The sequence below is a fragment of the Bacillus infantis genome (genome assembly GCF_020171945.1).
Classification (GTDB): Bacteria; Bacillota; Bacilli; order Bacillales; family Cytobacillaceae; genus Bacillus_AB; species Bacillus_AB infantis_A.
In genome coordinates this window covers 385,690-408,751 of the sequence record NZ_JAIVAP010000002.1, presented here as the reverse complement: position 1 = coordinate 408,751, position 23,062 = coordinate 385,690, and the positions used below count along the sequence as shown (strand labels likewise).

The 23,062-nt window shown below is 46.7% G+C and carries 23 protein-coding genes; 3 read left to right on the top strand and 20 right to left on the bottom strand.

The features are described 5' to 3' along the window. Positions 1-45: 45 nt before the first annotated feature. The 6 genes from yqfC to rpsU all read right to left on the bottom strand — a co-directional run bounded on the left by yqfC (position 46) and on the right by rpsU (position 4,167). Positions 46-330 (bottom strand): sporulation protein YqfC, encoded by a 285-nt coding sequence (gene yqfC / locus LCM00_RS06080; protein ID WP_224898932.1) that lies wholly within the window; start codon positions 328-330, stop codon positions 46-48. A gap of 82 nt (positions 331-412) precedes the next feature. Then, positions 413-880 carry a hypothetical protein gene (locus tag LCM00_RS06075; RefSeq protein WP_224898929.1) on the bottom strand — a complete coding sequence of 156 codons (468 nt, stop codon included), beginning with the start codon at positions 878-880 and terminating at the stop codon, positions 413-415. A gap of 35 nt (positions 881-915) precedes the next feature. After that, positions 916-1,914 carry a flotillin-like protein FloA gene (gene floA / locus LCM00_RS06070; RefSeq protein ID WP_224898926.1) on the bottom strand — a complete coding sequence of 333 codons (999 nt, stop codon included), beginning with the start codon at positions 1,912-1,914 and terminating at the stop codon, positions 916-918. Between the two features lie 51 nt (positions 1,915-1,965). After that, entirely contained in the window at positions 1,966-3,306 is a 1,341-nt protein-coding gene (locus LCM00_RS06065; protein WP_224898923.1) for an NfeD family protein, read from the bottom strand. Between the two features lie 226 nt (positions 3,307-3,532). Then, a complete protein-coding gene (locus tag LCM00_RS06060) occupies positions 3,533-3,976 on the bottom strand; it encodes a GatB/YqeY domain-containing protein (protein WP_148976513.1) in 444 nt (147 codons plus the stop codon). 17 nt (positions 3,977-3,993) lie between these two features. Then, positions 3,994-4,167, bottom strand: a complete 174-nt coding sequence (gene rpsU / locus LCM00_RS06055) for a 30S ribosomal protein S21 (protein ID WP_009791389.1) — start codon at positions 4,165-4,167, stop codon at positions 3,994-3,996. Positions 4,168-4,411: 244 nt separating this feature from the next. Here rpsU and LCM00_RS06050 point away from each other — a divergent pair, with 244 nt between their 5' ends. Continuing rightward, a complete protein-coding gene (locus LCM00_RS06050) occupies positions 4,412-5,332 on the top strand; it encodes a Na/Pi symporter (protein ID WP_224898920.1) in 921 nt (306 codons plus the stop codon). Between the two features lie 50 nt (positions 5,333-5,382). Here LCM00_RS06050 and deoC read toward each other — a convergent pair whose 3' ends face one another. The 13 genes from deoC to gpr all read right to left on the bottom strand — a co-directional run bounded on the left by deoC (position 5,383) and on the right by gpr (position 20,874). Then, a complete protein-coding gene (deoC, locus tag LCM00_RS06045; protein WP_224898918.1) occupies positions 5,383-6,054 on the bottom strand; it encodes a deoxyribose-phosphate aldolase in 672 nt (223 codons plus the stop codon). Between the two features lie 231 nt (positions 6,055-6,285). Beyond that, complete coding sequence (gene mtaB / locus LCM00_RS06040) at positions 6,286-7,638, bottom strand: tRNA (N(6)-L-threonylcarbamoyladenosine(37)-C(2))-methylthiotransferase MtaB (protein ID WP_224898915.1); 1,353 nt, start codon at positions 7,636-7,638, stop codon at positions 6,286-6,288. A gap of 5 nt (positions 7,639-7,643) precedes the next feature. Beyond that, positions 7,644-8,390 (bottom strand): 16S rRNA (uracil(1498)-N(3))-methyltransferase, encoded by a 747-nt coding sequence (locus LCM00_RS06035; RefSeq protein ID WP_224899330.1) that lies wholly within the window; start codon positions 8,388-8,390, stop codon positions 7,644-7,646. A gap of 142 nt (positions 8,391-8,532) precedes the next feature. Further along, the gene (gene prmA / locus LCM00_RS06030) at positions 8,533-9,471 is read right to left on the bottom strand and encodes a 50S ribosomal protein L11 methyltransferase (RefSeq protein ID WP_224898912.1); all 939 of its coding nucleotides are present in this window, start codon (positions 9,469-9,471) and stop codon (positions 8,533-8,535) included. 21 nt (positions 9,472-9,492) lie between these two features. After that, positions 9,493-10,614 carry a molecular chaperone DnaJ gene (gene dnaJ / locus LCM00_RS06025; RefSeq protein WP_224898909.1) on the bottom strand — a complete coding sequence of 374 codons (1,122 nt, stop codon included), beginning with the start codon at positions 10,612-10,614 and terminating at the stop codon, positions 9,493-9,495. 332 nt (positions 10,615-10,946) lie between these two features. Next, the gene (dnaK, locus tag LCM00_RS06020; protein ID WP_224898904.1) at positions 10,947-12,776 is read right to left on the bottom strand and encodes a molecular chaperone DnaK; all 1,830 of its coding nucleotides are present in this window, start codon (positions 12,774-12,776) and stop codon (positions 10,947-10,949) included. A 31-nt stretch (positions 12,777-12,807) separates the two neighbouring features. Continuing rightward, on the bottom strand, positions 12,808-13,431 hold the full coding sequence (gene grpE / locus LCM00_RS06015) for a nucleotide exchange factor GrpE (RefSeq protein ID WP_263623282.1): 624 nt from the start codon (positions 13,429-13,431) through the stop codon (positions 12,808-12,810). Positions 13,432-13,562: 131 nt separating this feature from the next. Beyond that, positions 13,563-14,594 (bottom strand): heat-inducible transcriptional repressor HrcA, encoded by a 1,032-nt coding sequence (gene hrcA / locus LCM00_RS06010; protein ID WP_224898901.1) that lies wholly within the window; start codon positions 14,592-14,594, stop codon positions 13,563-13,565. Positions 14,595-14,678: 84 nt separating this feature from the next. Then, positions 14,679-15,818, bottom strand: a complete 1,140-nt coding sequence (gene hemW / locus LCM00_RS06005) for a radical SAM family heme chaperone HemW (protein WP_224898897.1) — start codon at positions 15,816-15,818, stop codon at positions 14,679-14,681. Between the two features lie 340 nt (positions 15,819-16,158). Next, positions 16,159-17,994 (bottom strand): translation elongation factor 4, encoded by a 1,836-nt coding sequence (gene lepA / locus LCM00_RS06000; protein WP_224898894.1) that lies wholly within the window; start codon positions 17,992-17,994, stop codon positions 16,159-16,161. Between the two features lie 141 nt (positions 17,995-18,135). Beyond that, positions 18,136-18,492 carry a YqxA family protein gene (locus LCM00_RS05995; RefSeq protein ID WP_224898891.1) on the bottom strand — a complete coding sequence of 119 codons (357 nt, stop codon included), beginning with the start codon at positions 18,490-18,492 and terminating at the stop codon, positions 18,136-18,138. Further along, the gene (gene spoIIP, locus LCM00_RS05990) at positions 18,489-19,679 is read right to left on the bottom strand and encodes a stage II sporulation protein P (RefSeq protein WP_224898888.1); all 1,191 of its coding nucleotides are present in this window, start codon (positions 19,677-19,679) and stop codon (positions 18,489-18,491) included. The genes LCM00_RS05995 and spoIIP overlap by 4 nt, the downstream gene beginning before the upstream one ends. 70 nt (positions 19,680-19,749) lie before the next feature. Further along, positions 19,750-20,874 (bottom strand): GPR endopeptidase, encoded by a 1,125-nt coding sequence (gpr, locus tag LCM00_RS05985; protein WP_224898885.1) that lies wholly within the window; start codon positions 20,872-20,874, stop codon positions 19,750-19,752. A gap of 290 nt (positions 20,875-21,164) precedes the next feature. Between gpr and rpsT the strand changes: the two genes are divergently transcribed. After that, complete coding sequence (rpsT, locus tag LCM00_RS05980; protein WP_009796269.1) at positions 21,165-21,431, top strand: 30S ribosomal protein S20; 267 nt, start codon at positions 21,165-21,167, stop codon at positions 21,429-21,431. Between the two features lie 92 nt (positions 21,432-21,523). Here the strand turns inward: rpsT and holA are convergent, their stop codons facing one another. Next, positions 21,524-22,555 (bottom strand): DNA polymerase III subunit delta, encoded by a 1,032-nt coding sequence (holA, locus tag LCM00_RS05975; RefSeq protein ID WP_224898882.1) that lies wholly within the window; start codon positions 22,553-22,555, stop codon positions 21,524-21,526. A gap of 301 nt (positions 22,556-22,856) precedes the next feature. On the opposite strand from holA, the gene LCM00_RS05970 reads away from it, so the two are divergent. Continuing rightward, on the top strand, positions 22,857-22,991 hold the full coding sequence (locus tag LCM00_RS05970) for a YqzM family protein (protein WP_009796271.1): 135 nt from the start codon (positions 22,857-22,859) through the stop codon (positions 22,989-22,991). Positions 22,992-23,062: the final 71 nt, after the last annotated feature.

Genomic DNA, 23,062 nt, shown 5'->3' with positions numbered 1-23,062 from the left:
GCCAGCCCTGCGGTTCAATAAAACTACCCGCATGACGGCTGGCCATTATTCGTCTATATACTGCACATGATCGATTTTGCCTTCCAGCAGTATCTCTTCAGGGAGGATTGTCTTAATGACAAAGGTGCTTCCTTTGATGAGCAGCTGCCCTTGCTTGAGCAGAAGCCTGAGCTCTTTGTCGCTAAAAGCAATCAGTCCGCGGTGGTTCTCAATATATATATGAATTTGCCCAATCATTGTTATCCGGGGTAAATCCATCATGACATCTTGAGGAAGCTCCATTTGGTTGGTCATCCAGCTGCGAATGTATTGTCCCCACTTTTTAGCCATAAAAAAAAGAACCCCCTTTCATCTCATATGTATGAGATGGAAGAAGGTTCTAGCACTCTTTTTATTCGTTAATGCCGCCTGTTCAGCGTCTGTTCAGCCTGCGCGGGTTCTTGGAGCGCGGCGGACCCAGGATTTCTGACCAGACTATTGCGTCCGCAAGCTTCTCCCGGCTTACAGCAGCCCTTCCGGCAGGTTCAGCACTCTTGCTCTTCTCAGGGTTTTCAGCAGCGCTGCGCGCATTCTGAACCCTTCTTTCCAGCAGATCCTGTCTTTCAGAAAGCCTCCTTGCACGTTCTTCCGCCTGTTCTTTTCTTTCCTGGTAATAAGACTCCATGCTTTCGGAAGCTTGCCGGCCTGCTTTCTGAACCGGCGCAGCCGCTTTTTCCGCCGGCTCATATCCAGCATCCTCGTACGGGCCCGGTTCCGGTTCCACATTCCCCGGCTGCTGTACCGGGCCAGTACTGCCGCCGCGTTTCGCCTTGCTGAAAAGTGAGGAGATGATGCCGATCAGTACAACTAGAATAAATGGGTTTTCCAATAAGAATTCCAAGGAGAATCCTCCTTTACCAGCATATTCCCGGCTAGTTAGTCATTATTTTTCCCGTCCATGCCTGGATCTGTCGTTCGTCCAATTGAACCCCTCATATCCGTATCCGCAGATATATTCTGGATGTTCATGTAATCCATCACTCCAAGATTCCCTGACCGGAGAGCTTCTGACATGGCAAGAGGGACTTTGGCTTCTGCTTCGACAACCTTTGCCCTCATTTCTTCTACTTTTGCTTTCATTTCCTGCTCTTGGGCAACGGCCATTGCACGCCTTTCCTCAGCCTTAGCCTGTGCGATCTTTTTATCTGCTTCCGCCTGCTCAGTCTGAAGCTCGGCACCGATATTCTTGCCGATGTCGACATCCGCAATATCAATGGACAGAATTTCGAATGCCGTGCCCGCATCAAGGCCCTTTGACAGGACTGTCTGAGAGATCATGTCAGGGTTTTCAAGTACTTTCTTATGATTATCAGAAGAACCTATAGTGGAAACGATCCCTTCGCCTACACGGGCTACGATTGTTTCTTCCCCGGCTCCCCCTACAAGACGCTCAATATTTGCCCTGACCGTGATCCGCGCTTTTGCTTTGACTTCTATGCCATCCATTGCCACACCGGCAATGAACGGTGTTTCAATCACCTTAGGATTGACACTCATCTGAACGGCTTCCAGAACGTCACGTCCCGCAAGGTCGATGGCAGCAGTTCTCTCAAAGCTCAATTCAATATTGGCCCTGTGTGCGGCTATCAGTGCGTTGACAACCCTATCCACATTACCTCCAGCAAGATAATGGCTCTCAAGCTGGTTTGTTGTAACTTCCAGACCCGCTTTATGGGCTTTAATCAATGGATTGATAACCCTATTCGGGATGACCCGGCGGAGCCTCATCCCAATCAATGTGAAAATGCTGACCCTGACGCCTGCCGCCAGGGCGGAAATCCACAGTGCCACTGGCACGAAAGTAAACAGCACCGCCAGCAGAATAACCGCCAGAACCACGGCCACTAAAATAAATACAGTTCCTTCTCCTAACATTTTGTTCCTCCTTAAAATCTATTTGTCTTCCCTTGTTTCACGGGAATGCATTCATTGATCAGCTTTTTTTTCCATATTGAGCATTTCCCTTACAACAATTCGGGAGCCTTCTGCTTTTACGACCCTTATCCTGGCCCCTTTCTGGATAAAGCCGCCTTCGCTGACAACATCTATCCGTTCATCCTCGAGCACAGCCGTCCCGGCCGGCCTCAAGGCGGTTAAGGCATAGCCTTCAAGACCGATAAGCTCTGCACGCGTCTTGTTTGAGACATACCCTTTCTCAGTGCTTGTCGAATCGCTCAATATAATCTTCCTGAAGAATTTCATTTTTTTACCAAACACCTTTATCATTAAGATGGATGCCAAAATGGAAATGCCAATGGCAATTAAAATGGAGACGGCTGTATGGACAACGTTATCAGTTGCAAGAAACAAGCTTCCTACAACCGAAACAAGGCCAATGGCACCGGCAATACCCCCTGGAAGGAAAAACTCCAGTATGATCAGCCCCAGGCCGACCACAAACAAAACGATGGACTCATATCCTGCAAGGCCCGCAACCATATGGCCGTAGAAAAACAGCAGGAGGGCGGCAAGTCCCATAGATCCCGGGATGCCGAATCCCGGCGAGTAAAGCTCAAGCACAAGGCCCAGGCTGCCGACGGACAAGAGAATCGGCACGACAACCGGATGGGTGATAAAACGGGCTATTTTCTCTGCAAAGCTTTCATCCAGGCTCCTGACCTCTGCCCCTGAGTAGCCAAGAGTTTCCAGCAGTTCATCAAGAGATGAAACCGTACCTTCAGAATAACCAGCCTGTTCTGCCTGTTCAGATGTCAAAGTGAGAAGCTTCCCTTTTGGGGCGCCATATTCAGGCAGATCAACCGACTCATCCGCCATGGCCAGTGCTATCTCCGGATCCCTGCCCGACTGGTTAGCAGCACTCTTCATGGCGCTCAGCCAATAGGATTCGGCTTTCTTTCCTGCGGTGTTCCCTGATTGATCGATAATAGCAGCAGAGCCCATTACAGCTCCCGGCACCATATATATTTCATCCATATTCAAAGAGATATAGGCACCGGCCGACAGGGCCTGATTATTGACAAATGACACAGTTTTCAACTCTGTTTCCGCGAGCAGCTTGCCTATTTTCCCGGCAGCATCCACTGCACCCCCAGGTGTATCCATTTCAAAGATAATGGCAGAAGCCCCGTTCTCTTCAGCTGTACTGACAGCCCTGTTCAGAAATGCATAAAGGCCCTTTTCCACTGTTTCTTCAATGGGGACAACGTATACCACTTCATTATCAGCATTCCCTTTTTCGGGAATTAGCATAATCAGCAGGATACCCAAAAACGCCAGCAGAGTGACTGCCCTTCTGAGAGCCACCATTTCCCCCTCCTTTCACAAACAAAAGTCAATCTTCTTTTACTTACGTTTCAAAAAGAAAAAAGATTCATTTTTGGCACATTTTCTGTTTTTGCCTTTATTTTTTCCTGTGTAATAGTTTTAAACACCGATACACCTTCCATACGCACCCTGAAAATTATTGCCGCATGCCGCATTTATGCAATAAAAAGACCGCAGGCAGATGCTTGCGGTCTTTTGGCATACTTTTTCATGAAAGGTGTTGTTGTACAAGTTTATTTACAAGTGAGCCGTCCGCTTTGCCTTTTACTTTAGGCATAATGGCAGACATCACTTTTCCCATATCGGCTTTTCCTGATGCTCCAGTTTCTTCAATTGTCTCCTGGACAATCTTTGATACTTCATCTTCAGACAGCTGCTTGGGCATATATAGCTCGACGAATACTAATTCGTTCCGCAATTTTTCAACAAGGTCTTCACGACCTGCTTTTTCAAATTCATGGAGGGAGTCCTTGCGTTGTTTCACTTCGCGAGAAAGGACAGTTAACTCCTGCTCTTCGTTAAGCTCTCCGCCAAGCTTGATGGCTTCATTCTGCAGAGATGCTTTAATCATCCGAATGACAGTGAGTTTATCTTTTTCTTTGTTTTTCATCGCTTGTTTCATATCATCATTTAAACGCTCGAGAAGACTCATAGTTGATACACCCTCTCTTAGAACTTACGTTTTCTAGCAGCTTCGGACTTCTTCTTGCGCTTTACACTAGGTTTTTCGTAGAATTCGCGCTTTCTCGCCTCTTGTAAAGTACCTGTTTTAGATACAGAACGTTTGAAGCGACGAAGAGCATCTTCAAGCGATTCGTTCTTTTTAACGACTGTTTTAGACATTCTCTTTCCCTCCCTCCGAGCACAACACACTTACATCAGAAACATAGATTTCCATGTACCTTGCAATTATAATATAACAGTGATACAAGGTCAACTGTAATTCATCACGGGCAGGTGCAGTTTTTTTTTTTGCAGGCTCTGTCCTTGAATATAATTTACCATAAAAGCGGTGAAATTAAACCCTTTTCGCCAGGCATGTCCAGTCCCGCTCCTTCATAGAGTTTAAATGAAGGAGTGAGAAAGTATGCTGCTGATTTTTCTATTTTTATTCTTGATTGTCTTTTTCATATACGGAATGACTCTGTTAAGATCAGGATTATACGGACTGTCCGGTGATTCATTCAAGCGGAAGATCGCCGCCTCCACCCATCTTCCCTGGCAGGGAATGCTTGCAGGAATCCTGATCACAGCTGTCCTGCAGAGCAGCTCTGCTGTCATGGTACTGACGATCGGCCTGATCTCCGCCCGGATCCTGACCTTCCCCCAATCGATCGGCATCATCCTGGGGACAAATATAGGAACTACTTTTACGACAGAATTCATCACCTTCAATATCGAGTCTCTCATCATCCCCTTGGCAGCAGCCGGGTCCTTCCTCATCTTATTTGGAAAAAAGGCGCTGAAGCATATCGGCATGGGAGTCCTTGGCATCTCCATTGTTCTTTCCTCGATGAAAGGCTTTGAATTTCTTGCTTCCCCGCTGAAGGGTGTCCCATTTCTCACCGGTATTCTCGAGTTTATGGAGAACAGCCATCTCACTGGGGCAGCAGTTGGCATGGTACTGACAGCCATCATCCAATCCAGCACGGCCGCAGTGGGAATTATCATGGGGTTTCTGAACGGCGGGATCATAGAACTGGATACAGGTATAGCCTTTATGCTCGGAGCCAATATCGGTACCTGCCTTACTGCCTGCCTTGCATCCATTGGCGCAGGGAAGGAGGCACAGCTTACTGCCTTTGCACATATTTGGCTGAATATTGCAGGAGCAGCCCTTTTCCTCCCTTTCACAGGCCTCCTTGCCTCATTTGGTGAATGGGCAGCCGCCGAGCCGGATGTTCAGCTGGCACATGTGAGTGTGTTATTCAATGTGCTGACTTCTTTAATGGTTCTTCCTTTTGCTGAACAGTTTGGAAGATTCATCATGAAGATCCATAGCAGATAAAAAAAGACAGGCACCAGCGCTGGAGGCTGTCCTGTCTTTTTTATCAGCAATTAATAATCCGAATCGCCCGTTAATCCATTAACTATTGCCACACCGGAGCTTGCGCCGATTCTTGTAGCTCCTGCCTCGATCATCTGCTGGGCATCTTCTGTGCTGCGTACACCGCCTGATGCTTTAACACCGATCTCAGGTCCGACTGTTTTTCTCATCAGCCTGATATCTTCAACCGTTGCACCGCCGGTAGAGAAGCCTGTAGAAGTTTTGACAAAATCAGTACCGGCTTTCACAGCCAGCTCACATGCCAGGACCTTCTCATCCTCTGTAAGGAGGGATGTTTCAATAATGACCTTTGTAAGTGCCTTCCCTTTTGCCGCCTCAACGACTGCACGGATATCTGCTTCTACAAGATCACTGCTGCCGCTCTTTAATGCGCCGATATTAATGACCATATCTACTTCAGTTGCGCCGTTTTCAATGGCATTCTTAGTCTCAAACGCTTTTACCTCAGAAGTTGACGCCCCCAGCGGGAAGCCGATGACAGTGCAGACATCTACGCCTGACCCCTTCAGCAGTTCACTCGCGTAGCTGACCCACGCAGGGTTAACACAGACAGACGCGAAACTGTATTCTTTAGCTTCTGAACAAAGCACCTCAATCTGTTCTTTTGTCGCATCTGCTTTCAATAATGTATGATCGATCATTTTTGCTACATTGGTTGCCATATCAATGGTTCTCCTTTCAAACAAACAAGTTGTCCGTACCTCTACATCATACCATTGTCTTTCCGAAAAATGTACCTCAAATTACAGGTTTTCATAGTTTTTTGCAATCGTTTTCTTTAAACCTTTTTATTTTTTTAATTTTGAAGTGGAAATATGTATGTGGAAGACTGTCCCAGTCATAATTGGCATATAAAAAGGAATGGGGAGACTCCCCATTCCTCATTAGTCTACTTAGACTGCAGCTTCCTCGAAAACAGCATCTTCGTCAATGACCCGGACAAACTGTCCTTCATTATAAGGATAGCCTGCCTTGGATATCTTAACTTTTACGATTTTCCCTACCATCTCTTCTGATGCAGGGAATACGACTTTCAGGTAATTGTCAGTATATCCGACATAAAGGCCGCTCTCAGGATCTTCCTTGTAGATTTCCTCAGGAATGACTTCAAGCACCTCATTTTCAAACTGTGATGCATATTCCTTTGCCAGCTGATCGGAAAGGGAAATAAGGCGGTGCACCCGCTCATTCTTGACTTCCTCATCAATCTGGTCTTCCATCCGGGCTGCAGGTGTACCGGTCCTTTTGGAGTAAGGGAATACATGCAGCTCAGAGAATTTATGCTCTTTGATAAAATTGTACGTTTCCATGAACTCTTCCTCAGTTTCACCAGGGAAGCCGACAATAACGTCAGACGTGACGGCAAGGCCGGGAAGCGCCTCTTTTAGGCGGTCCAGACGCTCGGCAAAGAATTCCATTGTGTACTTTCTTCTCATCCTCTTAAGTACAGTATTAGAGCCTGACTGAAGAGGTATATGCAAGTGCCTTACGACCACTTCGGACTTGTCCATTACCTCAATCACTTCATCAGTGATCTGGCTTGCTTCGATAGAAGAAATGCGCAGACGCTTCAGGCCTTTTACCTGTGCTTCAAGATCCCTTAGCAGCATGGCAAGGTTGTAATCCTTCATTTCTTCTCCATAGCCGCCTGTGTGGATGCCGGTCAGGACAATTTCCTTATAGCCGGCATCGACGAGCTGCTGCGCCTGGCGGATGACTTCCTGCGGATCGCGGGATCTCATCAAGCCCCGCGCCCAAGGGATGATGCAGAATGTACAGAAGTTATTGCACCCTTCCTGTATCTTCAGGGAAGCGCGGGTCCTGTCCGTGAAGGCAGGCACATCCAGTTCTTCGTACACACGATTCTTCATAATATTCCCGACCGCATTGATCGGCTGGCGTTCTTGTTTATACTGTTCAATATACTCCAGCATCTTGACCCTGTCCTGTGTACCCACGACGATGTCCACACCAGGGATGGCCATGATTTCCGCAGGCGAGGTCTGGGCGTAGCAGCCTGTTACACAGATAACGGCATCAGGATTCTTCCTGATTGCCCTTCTGATGACCTGGCGGCTTTTTTTATCGCCCGTGTTCGTTACTGTGCAGGTATTAATAATATATACATCGGAAGCAGATTCAAAATCTGTCCGTTCATAGCCTTCTTGCTTAAACAATTGCCAGATTGCTTCTGTTTCATAATGGTTCACTTTACATCCAAGTGTATGAAAAGCAACTGTTGCCATTGTATTCACCTCATTAGTTCAAAATGATAAGAAACAGCCGCAAGCGCATATAGCGGTGCTGTTTCAGTACGCAATATCCTCGGGCCAAGTCCGCATGACACAAAACCATTGTCCTTTAAAAGTGCAGCTTCCTTTTCCGAAAAGCCGCCTTCCGGGCCAAACACCATGAGAAGGGACTGCCCCTCTTCCATGCCAGCCAAAATAGATGCAAAAGCAGAGCTTTCCCCATCTTTGGCATCTTCCTCATAGGCGATCACTTTATGGTCATAGACCTCGCCAAGTTCTATCAGCTCTTTCATGCTCACAGGCTGCAGCACATCAGGCTGCATGTCTCTATGCGACTGCTCGGCCGCTTCTTTGGCGATTTTCTGCCAGCGTTCTGTTTTCTTTCCCGCTTTCTTTTCATCCCATTTTACAATCGAACGGGCTGCAGTAAAAGGGATAAACACTGAAGCTCCAAGCTCTGTCCCCTTTTGGATGATCAGCTCGAGCTTATCCCCTTTAGGCAATCCGCTCGCTATTGCAGCTTTGATTGGAAGCTCTGAGCTCGCTTCCTTCCATTGTACTACTTCTGCAATCACTTGTTCATCGGTAATTTCTGCAATCCGGCATACCGCACTCCTGCCTCCGCGGACCGCACAAATAATGCTGTCCCCTTCCTTCATGCGCATGACCCTTGTGATATGGTGAAAGTCGTCGCCTGCTATGCTGAATTTGCCATCTCTATCCCGGTCTGTGAAATAACGCTGCATGGCTGCACCTTCCTGCCTTTTCATTTTTGCAAATGCCGTATAGCTGCAAATCCGCCAAACGGAAAAAAGGGACTTTGAAGGACATGGGGTGTATCCCAGCTTCAAGTACTCCCGTTTTTTTCCGCCCAGTCAGATATTTGTCTTATTTATTTCTGGCAATGATGGCAACCCAGTCTTCCATTTGCAGGATTTCTTCAATTTCGAACCCGGCCTGGATGATTGCCTCTTTGACCTGCTGCTTTTTCTGCTGGATGATGCCTGATGCAATGAAGCATCCGCCTTTTTTCACTGTTTTGGCCACATCATCAGTAAAGCGCAGGATAACCTCGGCCAGGATATTGGCAACCACGACATCGGCCCCTTCCTGCACTCCGTTTAACAGGTTGTTCTGCGAAACACTTACGGTCTCATGGACCTTATTCAGCTTGATATTAAGCCTTGCAGACTTAACAGCCACTTCATCAAGATCAAGGGCTTCCACTTTTTCCGCTCCAAGCATGGCAGCAGCAATGCTGAGAACACCTGAACCTGTTCCAACGTCAACCACTCTGTCCCCTTTTGCCACCGTACGCTCCAGCGCCTGGATGCACATGACTGTCGTCGGATGTGTCCCAGTGCCAAAAGCCATGCCCGGATCAAGCTCGATAATCAATTCATCGCTGCTTACAGGAGTATAATCCTCCCAGGTCGGTACAATGGTGAACCGTTCAGATATTTTAACAGGATTATAATATTTTTTCCAGGCAGTAGCCCATTCCTCTTCGTTCACTTCACTGATCGTCACTTTATTGAGCCCGATATTAATATTGTAAAGGATAAGGCCATTGATGGCTTCCTTAATTTCATCGACCGTCTCGCCCAGGAAGCTGTTGACCGGAAGATAGGCTTTCACAATAACGCCTTCTTCTGGGTAATCTTGCGGATTGAGCTGGTAGATTTCACCGAATTGATCTTCTCTGTCTTTAATCAAGTCAAACGGATCCTCAATGACTACTCCGCTTGCTCCGGCTTCATGCAAAATGTTTGAAATCGGTTCAATCGCCTCATTCGTTGTATGAATGCTGATTTCTGACCATTTCATTCTCTACCAACTCCCATTCCTTTATTCACCCTTAAAGGCTCTTTTTACCTTTGCAAAAAAGCTTTCTTCCTGTTCACCCTGCGGCACTTGGCCGCTCACTTCGCCAAACTCCTGCAGGAGCTGCTTCTGTTTTTCTGTCAGTTTTGTCGGTGTGACAATCCGTACAATTATGTGCTGGTCGCCATTTCCGTAGCCCCTGACATTCGGCACGCCTTTTCCTTTCAGACGGAAGCGGGTGCCTGTCTGCGTCCCGGAAGGAACCTTCAGTTTCACTTTCCCATGAAGGGTCGGCACCTCGATTTCATCCCCTAGGGCTGCCTGGACAAAAGTGATTGGCATTTCACAATAAATATCGTCGCCCTCACGTTCAAAGAATTCATGTCCCCTGACATGGAATACTACATAAAGGTCTCCTGGAGGGCCGCCGTTTATGCCCGGTTCACCCTGTCCGGTCACGCGCAGCTGCTGTCCGTCATCAATGCCGGCAGGAATTTTCACATGGATTTTCTTTCGCTTGGTCACTTTGCCTGAGCCGCCGCATGTTTGGCATTTTTCTTTGATCTCTTTGCCTGTTCCGCTGCAGTACTGGCACACTCTTCTGTTTACAATCTTGCCAAATGGCGTATTCTGCTCTACATTCAGCTGGCCGGCGCCATGGCAATGCCGGCATGTTTCAGGCTTTGTACCTGGCTTGGCCCCTGATCCGTCACATGTCTCGCATGTTTCTTCCCTCGGTATTTCAATATCAGTTTCTTTTCCGAATACCGCTTCTTCAAAAGAAAGAGACATTGTATATTGAAGATCGGCCCCCTGCCTTGGTGCATTCGGATCCCTTCTCCTTCCGCCGCCTCCAAAGAAGGTGCTGAAGATATCTTCAAAGCCGCCGAAGCCGCCTCCGAAATCTCCTCCTCCAAAGCCCTGGTTGGGATCTGTATGGCCAAACTGGTCATAGTGGGCGCGCTTCTGATCATCACTCAAAACTTCGTATGCTTCTTTTACTTCCTTGAATTTCTCATCTGCATCCGCTTCTTTATTAATATCAGGATGATACTTTTTTGAAAGCTTGCGGTAGGACTTCTTTATTTCGTCCTTGCTGGCACTTTTGCTGACCCCCAGGACCTCATAATAATCCCGTTTGCTCATGAATTTCACACTCCCCGGTCATTTCACATAAAGATTATTGTATCACTCTACAAAGAAAAAGCGCAACAACAAACTAAAAGCGGAGGCGGCTTGTTCAGGCCCGACAAGCTTAAGACAAGCAGAGCGGAAGGTTGTTCTTTAACCTTCTGATCTGCTTGGCTTAAGACCTCGAGGGCCTAGCCGCCGGAGCTGGATAATACTAAAGCGGAGGGCGCTTGCCCTAATAAGGAATGCAGGCTAAACGGCTGTGCCTGTGCACCCGCTCCAGCTAAAGAAAAAAAGCCAAAGCCAAGTGAAACCTGACTTTGACTTTTATATCCTGCTGCCTGCTATTATTTTTTGTCGTCGTCGTTTACTTCTTCGTATTCTGCGTCAACGACATTGTCATCTCCGCCTTGGCCTTCAGCACCCTGGGCTGCCTGTGCCTGCTTCGCTGCGTCTTCGTAGAGCTTCATAGAAAGATTCTGGACGATTTCCTGAAGGGCATCCTTCGCAGTGCGGATCTCTTCCAGCTCGTTCTTTTCAATTGCTGCCTTCAGTGCATCCTTAGCTTCGTTCGCTTTCGCAACTTCCGCTTCATCCACCTTGCCTTCAAGATCCTTCAGAGTCTTTTCTGTAGTGAAGACGAGCTGGTCTGCCTCATTGCGAAGCTCCACTTCTTCTTTGCGCTTTTTATCTGCTTCTGCATTTTCTTCTGCTTCCCTGACCATTTGCTGGATTTCATCATCAGAAAGGCCTGTGGAAGATTTGATCGTGATTGTCTGCTCTTTGTTTGTTCCAAGATCTTTGGCGCGTACATTGACGATGCCGTTTTTGTCAATATCGAAGGAAACTTCGATTTGAGGAACGCCGCGCGGTGCCGGCGGGATATCAGTCAACTGGAAGCGGCCAAGTGTTTTATTGTCTGCTGCCATTGGGCGTTCACCCTGAAGCACATGAATGTCAACAGCAGTCTGGCTGTCAGCCGCTGTAGAGAATACCTGGGACTTGGAAGTCGGGATTGTTGTGTTGCGCTCGATCAGCTTCGTGAACACTCCGCCCATTGTTTCGATTCCAAGTGATAATGGCGTTACATCCAATAGGACTACATCTTTAACGTCGCCGGAAATGACTCCGCCCTGGATCGCTGCGCCCATAGCCACTACTTCATCAGGGTTTACGCCTCTATGAGGGTCTTTTCCAACTTCCTTCTTGATAGCTTCCTGAACGGCAGGAATACGGGTTGAACCGCCGACAAGGATGACCTTATCAATTTCTGATGGTGAAAGGCCGGCATCTTTAAGCGCCTGGCGGGTAGGTCCCATTGTACGTTCTACAAGACCCGCTGACAGTTCATCAAACTTCGCTCTGGACAGTGTAACCTCCAGGTGAAGGGGACCTGCATCTCCTGCAGTGATAAACGGAAGCGAGATTTGGGTAGAAGTGACACCGGACAAATCTTTCTTCGCTTTTTCAGCTGCATCTTTCAAGCGCTGAAGCGCCATTTTGTCTTTTGAAAGATCAATGCCATTTTCTTTTTTAAATTGCTCTACAAGATAGTCAATGACTACCTGATCGAAATCATCTCCTCCGAGACGGTTGTCGCCGGCAGTTGACTTAACTTCAAAGACACCGTCGCCAAGCTCGAGGATGGATACGTCGAATGTACCGCCGCCAAGGTCATAAACAAGGATTGTCTGGTCTTCGTCCATTTTATCCAGGCCGTAAGCAAGAGCCGCCGCTGTTGGCTCGTTGATGATGCGCTCTACTTCCAGGCCGGCAATCCTGCCTGCGTCCTTTGTTGCCTGGCGTTCAGCATCATTGAAATAAGCCGGAACTGTGATTACAGCTTTTTCAACCTTTTCACCAAGATAATCTTCCGCATAGCCTTTGAGATACTGAAGGATGATAGCAGACATTTCCTGAGGCGTATATTCCTTGCCTTCTGCTTCCACTTTATGATCTGTACCCATATGGCGTTTAACAGAAATGATTGTGTTTGGATTAGTAATGGATTGGCGCTTAGCCACCTCGCCGACCTGGCGCTCGCCATTTTTGAATGCGACAACTGATGGAGTTGTGCGGTTTCCTTCCGGATTCGGAATAACTTTAGGCTCTCCGCCTTCTAGAACGGATACACATGAGTTTGTTGTACCCAAGTCAATGCCAATGATTTTGCTCATGTTCCTTTACCTCCCGATATATGTAGTTTTATTATTGGTTTACTTTTACCATTGCCGGACGGATGACCCTGTCCTTTAGCATATAGCCTTTTTGGAACTCTTCCACAACTGTGTTGGATGCATAATTTTCGTCTTCAACCTGCATGACAGCCTGGTGCAGATGGGGGTCAAATTCTTTTCCGACAGCCTCGATTGCTTCGGCGCCTTCTTTTTTAAGTGCCTCTGCCAGACTGCGGTATACCATTTCCATTCCCTGCTGGAGCGTTTTGGCCTGCTCATTGTCAGTTTCCATTTTCAGTGCTCTCTCAAAATTATCAAGGGCCGGAAGCAATTCAGTAATCAGTTTTTGCGCTCTATATTTTTCAGCCGCCTCTTGATCAAGCTTTGCACGGCGCCTGGAATTATCAAAGTCTGCCTGAAGACGGAGATAGCGGTTTTCAGCTTCCCCCAGCTTAGCCTCAAGCTCAGCAATTTTTTCATGCGCAGCCTTCAGCTCTGCGGAGTCTTCCTGGCCCATTGATGGCTCTTCACCATTTTCACCAGTTTCAGATGCTTCAGCTGATTCGCCAAACACTGCTTCGATCGGCTCATTGCTTTCTTCTGCAGCGGCTGCTTTCTGTTCTTCTTCCTTTAAAAAGTCCTTATTGTCTGCCAACTAGTTCACCTCCCTTAAAGGTTAAGCATGCCTGGCCTGACTTGCATGCCATAGGACGCTGATTGATATAAATATTTAAACGCAATGAAAGGGATGGAAGACAGCTTCCACCCATATCAATATTACCCGTGTCAGCCTTTTTGATACAGCTTCGTCAGGACGTCAGTGAGATCTGCGCTGATAATCTGCAGCAGGCTGATCACCCTGGAATATTCCATCCTCGTCGGGCCAAGGACCGCGATGGTCCCCAGCTGCTCTGCACCCATCGAATAGGTGGCAGTTATGAGGCTGCAGTTTTCCATGGCCGAGTTTTCATTCTCCCTGCCAATCTTAATATTGATTCCTGATTTGTCTTTGCGTATTAAATCATAAATGCTTTCTTCCTGCTCAATCATATTCATCAAATTCCTGATCTTCTCAATATCATGGAATTCCGGCTGGCTGAGCATGTTCGTCTTGCCCCCGAAAAAGAGCTTTTCATTCGCTGACAGCTTCAGTATGTCGGCAAAAGAATAGAGCAGGAGATCATAGTGATTAACATGCTGTCTGAGCAGGACAGCCACTTCTTTATAGATTTTATCATTGAGATTATCTATAGGCACACCGGCTAGCCGCTCATTGAGGATATTGACCAGTTTTTCTATTTCCCCAGGATGGATATTCTCAGGTATGCTGAACATTTTGTTTTCCACATGCCCTGTATCAGTCACAATGATGGCAATGGCCGTATCCTTGTTCAAAGGAACAATCTGAATTTTTCTCAGTTTGTTTTCTTTTACGGCAGGACCAAGGACAATTGACGTATAGCTCGTCAGTTCGGACATGATTCTGGCAGATTTCTGCACAATCTTTTCAAGCTCATAGATCCGCTCTGCAAAGAGGGACTTGATTGTGAAAATATCCTGCTGATTCAGCTTCTGGGGTGATAATAGATGATCAACATAATAGCGGTAGCCTTTTTCAGAAGGAACCCTTCCGGAAGAGGTGTGTGTTTTCTCGATAAAACCCAATTCTTCTAAATCAGCCATTTCGTTTCGGATTGTTGCCGAACTGAAAGAGATTTCTTCTTTTTTCGACAGGCTCCTCGAACCGACTGGCTGGGCAGACCGAATGAAATCATCAACAATCACCTGGAAAATCAATAATTGACGATCTGTTAACACGTTTATCACCTCTGTTAGCACTCTTCAAGAGCGAGTGCTAAATCTAATAATAAATTATCAAATTTATAGGCGCGATGTCAATCATTAGATTACACCGATAAAGGATTGAAATACTTCGTTCCCAAGAAGCCGCCCTTTCAGCGTCAGCCGGATCGACTTCCCGCCAGCTTCGATCAGCTCTAATTTCTGAAGCTTTTCCAGTTCGCTCTTAAACAGCTGGAGCGGATCCTCTTCAAATTTCTCCAAAAAGCGGGAAACTTCTACACCTTCTGCCTTTCTGAGTCCCAGGAACATTTCCTCTTCCATCATTTCAGCTTTTGTCACAATATGCGATTCCATTACCGGAAGTTTGTTTTCCGACAGCGGCTCCATATATTTTTTCAGCGGGCCGAAATTGGCATTCCGGCTTCCCCCTGCATAGCCATGGGCTCCTGCCCCAAATCCATAATACTCTTCATTATTCCAGTATGTCAGGTTATGCCTGCTTTCAAAACCGGGAAGCGCAAAATTGCTGATTTCGTATTGACTGAAGCCCTCCATCTCCATCCTTTCCATAAGAAGCTCATACATAGCCGCTTCTGCATCTTCTCCCGGAGAAGGAAGTTTTCCTTTTCTCATAAGATTATAAAAAACCGTCTTCGGTTCTATGATCAGGGAGTAGCCGGAATAGTGCTGGATATCCAGTGTAAAGGCAGTATCCAGCGTTTCCTTGAAGTCAGAGATGGTCTGGCCCGGCAAACTGTATATAAGGTCTACGCTGATGTTCGTGAATCCTGTTTTTTTCGCAAGTTCAATTGATGCAAACACATCCTTGGCCCTGTGTGTCCTTCCGATCCTCTTCAGCAATTCTTCATTGAAGGTCTGGACTCCAAAGCTCAGCCTGTTCACCCCGGCATCATAAAGTGCCTTCAGCTTATCTTCAGAAAGATCGCCCGGGTTCGCTTCGAAGGTAAATTCTGCCCCTTCTTCCAGTGGCATATGCTTTCTGATTGATGTGCACAGCATCTCGAGCTGGCGTGCATCCAAGGCAGTCGGGGTGCCACCGCCAACAAAAATTGAACGAAAAGGGCTTGAGGGACGATCCTTAAGGGTCAATTCCATTTCTTTTTCAAGGGCCTGCAGATATTCATCGACCGGCTGGCCTTTGAGAAACACTTTATTAAAATCACAATAATGGCATATATGTTCACAAAACGGTATATGGATATAAGCCGCATTTATCATAAATCGTCACAACCTTTAATAATTTGCTCAAGAGCAGATGCTTTTTCCAACAAAAGCGCAAGCGCCTTGATCACCTTAAGGAACGCCACGTCCTGTGGCAACGTCTGCATGGCCAGCTTCCTGGGGGCCTCAAGCCGAACCTCCCGGAAAGGCGTTCTTTGCCTTTATGGGAGGTTTGGCTTGTGACCTCGGCGCAGCTGCTGGACGTTGATCAAGAATTGATAATTATCCACAGGATTTACACTTTATAAATTCCATTCCTAAACAATGAAAAAGGAGGCTAGAGCTGCTTGTATGCAAGCATATCTAACCTCCGGCAACAAATCAAACCTGGAGCCTGTTACTTTTTGGGGGTTGTATCGTCCATTTTCAGGACTGCCATGAATGCTTCCTGCGGAACTTCGACAGAGCCGACCTGCTTCATGCGCTTTTTCCCTTCCTTCTGCTTTTCAAGCAGCTTTCTTTTCCGGGAAATATCTCCGCCGTAACATTTGGCCAATACGTTCTTTCTCATCGCTTTAATCGTTGAACGAGCAACGATCTTTTGCCCGATTGCAGCCTGGATCGGCACCTCGAACTGCTGTCGGGGAATCAGGTCCTTCAGTTTCTCTACAATAACTTTTCCGCGTTCATAAGCGAAATCTCTATGGACGATAAAGCTTAGCGCATCGACTTTTTCAGCGTTGAGCAGGATGTCCATTTTGACAAGCTTGGATTCTTTATAGCCAATCAGCTCATAATCGAATGAGGCATAGCCTTTTGTACTGGATTTCAGCTGGTCGAAAAAGTCATACACAATTTCCGAAAGCGGGATTTCATACACAATGCTGACACGGGTCTCATCCATATATTGCATATCAATGAAAATACCGCGTTTTTCCTGGCATAGCTCCATGATTGCACCGACATAATCATTTGGCGCCATCATCGTGGCCTTTACATAAGGCTCCTCGACACGGTCAATTTTCTGTGCGTCAGGCATATCTGACGGATTGTCCACTTTCAGCAGGGTGCCGTCAGTCATGACAACATCGTAGATAACGCTTGGTGCAGTTGTGATCAGATCAATCTTGAATTCCCGCTCAATGCGTTCCTGGATGATTTCCATATGAAGCAGTCCAAGGAAGCCGCAGCGGAATCCGAAGCCCAGTGCCTGGGAAGTTTCCGGCTCAAACTGAAGCGCAGAATCATTGAGCTCCAGCTTTTCAAGTGCTTCGCGCAAATCATTGAATCTGGCGCTGTCAATCGGATAAAGTCCGCAGTATACCATTGGATTCAGCTTCCGGTAGCCTGGCAGCGGTTCAACGGCGCCATTCTTAGCGCTTGTGATCGTATCGCCGACACGCGTATCGCCGACATTCTTGATCGCAGCAGTCAGGAAGCCTACGTCACCGACAGAAAGCTCCGGCAGCGGAGTTGATTTCGGCGTGAAAACACCTACCTCCGTGACTTCGAATTCTTTGCCGGTCGCCATCATCTTTACTTTATCGCCGACCTTCACTGTTCCTTCAACAACCCTGATATAAGCGACAACGCCTCTGTATGCATCATAAAGGCTGTCAAAGATAAGCGCCTTCAGCGGGGCATCAGGGTCTCCCTGCGGAGCAGGCACCTTGTCAACGACTTGTTCCAGAATCTCCTCAATCCCGATCCCTGCTTTTGCAGATGCCAAAACGGCCTCACTGGCATCAAGCCCGATGACGTCCTCGATTTCGCCGCGCACCCGTTCAGGATCTGCACTTGGAAGGTCGATTTTGTTGATGACCGGTACAATTTCAAGGTCATTATCAATGGCAAGGTACACATTTGCCAGAGTTTGGGCTTCAATGCCTTGGGCAGCATCCACCACAAGCACTGCGCCTTCACAAGCGGCAAGGCTTCGGGACACTTCATAAGTAAAGTCGACGTGCCCTGGGGTGTCAATCAGATGGAAGGTGTAAATCTCTCCATCTTTTGCTTTATATTTTAATTGCACAGAATTCAATTTTATTGTAATCCCGCGTTCTCTTTCCAGGTCCATGGAATCGAGCAGCTGATCCTTCATTTCCCGCGCCGTCAAGGCATTCGTTCTTTCCAGAATCCTGTCAGCCAGCGTTGATTTCCCATGGTCAATATGGGCAATGATTGAAAAATTCCGGGTTCTCGATTGTCTTTCTAGTCTGTCTTCTCTATTCATAGCGTTCACTCCTACTATACTCGCGCATATACACTATTTTTGATTATATCAGCAGGGGTTGGAACATTCAAGGAAAAGCGGAAGCACCAAGAAGTCCTCTAAAATAAAACAGCCATCCCCTGGATGGCCGATTGTTCTCTATTATTTTATCAGATCTGCCACTTTCTGAATGGCGCTGTCTGCGGCCTTTGAAAGCCCTTCGGCAAGATCCCTGCCGGCAGAGGAGAAGAAATTATATGCCTTCATTTCCTCCAGCTTTTCTCTTTTCTTTTCCAGATCATGTGAAGATAAGTCCTCGCCGAGTATGGAGGCCTCCAGCTCCCCTGTGGTGCTTTCATTGATGGAGAAAGCAGGATTCAGCCCTTTCTCATCATAGCCTCTCATAGCCCTCGTCCCCTCATTGGCATGCTGCATGCCAAAAAGGACCGCAATGAACATCAATGCTGCTGCAAGAAAAGCTTTTACCATAAACATTTTCATCGCAATCACCTTTTTCATTCTTTGCCTGCAGGAATTTTTCCCGTGGAATCCACTTTCTCTGCCTGCCAGTAATATTCACTGAACACTTCTGCCAGAGCTTCAGCTGATCGGTAGAGCTCCTCGAACGTATTGTCCACCCCACCGATTTCAACCAGTATTGCATGTTCAGACAAATCCTGATTGAATTTACCGTTCGTCATGATTCCTTCCTTTATGAGTGCTCCTCTGCTCAAGCCTTTATATTTTTTTTCCATAAGTTTATGAAGCTGATTGGCAAACGAGAGATTCTGCTCATAGCCTTTATGCTCTGCGCCAATGATAAAAGCGATTTTAGCAAAATTGACACCGTCTATTTCCTTTGTAGTATCACTTTTTCTTTTGGCATCCCGATGGATATCAATTAAATAAGCCAAATTATGATCAGCTGTCAGGGCAGTTTCCACGGCTTCTCTTGACTGGTCATATGACTGTGAATATCCCCAGCCTTTTCTGTTTAAGTCAGCCTGAATGTCAGTCTTGTTCACCGCGGCGCCAATCCCTTTTGCCTCCAGGGCTGATTTAAGGCGGTCCCCCACCTTGGTGATATTCTGTTCAGGATGAAATGCCTGATCAATATCTTCTACTCCATCCAAGTAAGGAAGAAAGGATTCACGATTATGCGAAAAATAAATATAAACGATCTTTTTGCCTCCGGTCGTCATCCTTGCTTCTTCACTGATCCCCGCCGCCATTCCGCCATTTAGCAGGGAGTCTTCCTGTTGTGCCAGAAGCACTTCAACTGGCGGCGTGGATTCGATTGGCATATTGGCATTATTCGTTCCTTCACCTATCGTAAGGAGTGCGCCTTCATAACCCCGAAAGGCAGGCAGTTCTCTGCCAAGCAGACTGCGCAGGTCATTCAGGCGTATATTCGTGGACAGCTCGAATATTAGGCCGGAAAGAGGCGGATGCGCCGGTCTTTCCGGCAGCGCTGCATGGAAATGGTGATTCTCCAGGCCAATCAGCCGGTACAGCCCCTCTGGTTTCATATTGGACAATGCAGCCCTGATAGATTCAGGGACAATCCTATATTCATTGCCTAGAGAAGCAGCAGCCCCGCTGACTGCAAAAACCAGGCAGGAAAACAGCAGACAGGCGGCGCTTGCCTTCAGAAATCCAGTCCCTTTCATGCCCGGGCGGTTATCATTTGGTTTCGCTGTTTTCATAGGTCCACCTCTTCAGCTTAAGTCTAGTAAATCTTATGACCATGCTAGATTAGATAGAACCTCAAAAAGGCTACCTCGTATAAAAACCGGAATTTTCCTGGTTGATTCTGCTATGGAGGGCAGCATTCAGCCCATTGGCTATCAGATTGGACATATCCTCCATAAACACATCCACCTCTTTCGGTGTTACCATCAGATTATGGCCGATAGGAGAAAGTACCTCATAAATCAGCTTTCTCTTTTCTTCCTCTGGAAGTGTGCCGACAATGCCAAGGAAAGTCTGCCGCTGCTGTTCTTCAGGCAGGTCTTCCTCTGTAAGCTTCTTCCTTTTCCCAAAATTCATGCCTGCAGGGGCGAGCGCCCGGGATGGCCTGTCCCCTTCCTTAAGCTCCCTGCCGAAATGCTTTAGAATAAAATCAATCGTATCGCTTGTGATGCTGACTGCGTCCACGACAGTCGGCACCCCTATCGCAATCACCGGAATCCCGAGAGTTTCCTCGCTGAGCTCCTTCCGCTTGTTCCCGACTCCTGAACCTGGATGGATGCCTGTATCAGAAATTTGGATGGTAGAGTTCACCCTTTCAATTGAGCGGGCGGCCAGAGCATCAACTGCAAGCACAAAGTCCGGCTTCGTCTTCTCCACTACCCCAAAGATGATATCGCTTGTCTCAATCCCGGTCAGTCCCATAACGCCAGGGGCAAGGGCACTTACCGGCCTGTAGCCTTCCTCAACATTTTCAGGCTGAAGCTGATAAAGGTGGCGTGTGACCAAAATATTCTCACATACCTGGGGTCCCAGTGCATCGGGAGTAACATTCCAGTTTCCCAGGCCAACGACAAGGCAGCTTGCATCTTTCTTAATCCCCATTCCTTCAATGAATCGGGACAATTCGCTTGAAAATACATTTTCGACCTTCTGCTGAAGCTCTGTGTCCTGCTGCCTGATACCCTGGACCTCAATGGTTAAATACTTACCTTCTTTCTTCCCGAGGGATTTGGCGCCCTCTGAAGTTACCTCAACATAAGAAATCTTAAGGTCATCTTCTTCTTTTTCTTTAATTATGACTCCTTCAAGCTGCGAGAGATCCTCTTCCTTCTGGAGGTTTTTTGAGCGTTCATCCATTACAATTTCCCTGGCTTCAATGGCAAGATCGGTTCTTATCGAATAATTGCTAAGATCTAAAGGTTCTTTCACATCTCTACCCTCATTTCTCCATTCCGGCTTTAACCGGTGCTTTTTCCTAGTTTTGCCTGAAGCCTGCCAATTCATTCAGAAGCAGGCAATAAGCTTAAGCTAAGCCCATCCTTTAGAATTTATAAGCCGGCTTATAGTGCTGACCTCTAAAAAAAATGGTTTTTAAACTACAGTATTGCATTATTGGCATGCCTTTGATAAAATAGCACTTGTTCTTAATTATTGTTAATGAATGATATGAAAGTCGAGTTAATATAATCTCGATTGCTTTTTTCTAGGAGGTGAATGGAATGCCAAACATTAAATCTGCTATTAAACGCGTAAAAACAAGCGAAGCCCGCAATGCTCAAAACGTGACTGTTAAGTCTTCAATGCGTACTGCTGTCAAGAAAGCTGAAGCTGCAATCGTGAACGAAGATACAGCTGCTGCTAAGACTGCATATGCTAACGCAGTCAGCCAGCTTGACAAAGCTGCTGCAAAAGGCCTTATCCACAAAAACGCTGCTGCACGCAAGCAATCTCGTCTTGCTAAAAAACTAAACTCTTTGAACGCTTAATCGTTTAAAGATTCCCGGCTATCTTTACAGATAGCCTTTTCTTATGCCTTAAAACAAATAAAAATGGCCTTCTGGGCCATTTTTATTTTTGTCTATTTATGGAGGGCATGGTCGTGGAGCCTGAACAGAAACATTTCAATGAGCATTTCCTTGTTCATGCCCCCGGTTTTCATATCATAATCCGCTTCTGCCAGAAGCTTCATGATGCGGGACAGTTCTTCATCGCCGAAAAGCTGGGCTTGTCCGGCTGCAAGCTTGACCCTGAAGGGGTGGACCTTTAAATATCCAGCTGTCTGCTGCTGGCCGTATCCTCTCCTCGACAGCTCCTTCACCTGGTATATAAGCCTGAATTGGCCAGTCAGAATGGAAAGAATTTTAATCGGCTCTTCATTTTGCTTTAAAAGATCATAATAAATCCGCAGGGCCTCGTCGATTTTTCTGTGGACCACCTTGTCGACAAGGGTGAAAATATTCTGCTCAAGCGACCTGGCAACCAGCCTGTCAACTGCGCCGGCATCTATCAGCTTTTCCTCATCAGCATATAAGGCCAATTTATCAATTTCACTTGTCAGCATAAAGAGGTTGGTACCCGCCAAAGTCAGCATCAGCTGTACGGCCTCCTCCTCAATCTGGACGCCGTTCTGGGCAGCCCTCTCCCTGATCCAGACTTTCAGCTCCTGCTCTCCCAGCTTTTTGGCCTCAAGGACACTTGCTTTCTTCTTCAGTTCCTTCGTAATCTTTTTTCTTTCATCCAGCTTTTCATAGGGTGCCGCAAACACAACTATTGAATATGGCGACGGCTCTTTTAAATAGGATTCCAGCTTGGCCAGATTATGCTCAGTCTTCCCCTTTGTTTTTTCGGAAGTCAGAAAAGAGGGGTTTTGAAGAAAGATGAGCCTCTTATCCCCCATAAAAGGGAAGGTCTCTGCATCCTCAAGTGCCGCTTCTATCGGTGTTTCCTCCAGATCATATGTAGACAGATTAAAATCGCTCTCATCTTCAGCCAGCACATTATTGATAAGCAGCTGTTTTGTTTCATTAATCAAAAAGCCTTCTGTTCCGTATAATAAATACAGCGGGGTAAATTGTTTGTTATTTATTTGCTTCCACACATCTAAAACCAAATGTCTCGCTCCGTTCAATACTTTTTTTCATACTACTATCCTAAAGAAGACCGGACGATTTGACAAGCATTCAAAGGAACCGGGCTCGCCGATGCCCGGTTCCCCATCTATATTGAACGTCGCCAGCCAAGGCCTAGGATACTTGATTGGCGGCGGTGCGAAAACATCGTAATACTATTTTCTGCAGCACGAAATCAAACTATTTGTGACAACTCCTTCTAGTCCAGGAAAACGCGCACAGGAATTGTGGATTTTTTTTAATATATCGCTTATACTAAAAATGATATAGGAGGGGTAGACTGTGAACGAATTTGAAAAGAACGTCCAAAGCAAACGCAACGATGCTGTTGATTCCGGCGTAGGGTTTGCCGTATCTTTCGGCTTTTTCGCATTATTGTTTGTTATTGCAACAGTCATTAAGTTCATTGGAGCGTAAAAACAGCTACATAGCGTAAATTTATGGAGACTGCATACACATGCAGTCTCTTTTCATTTCTGCTTATGAAG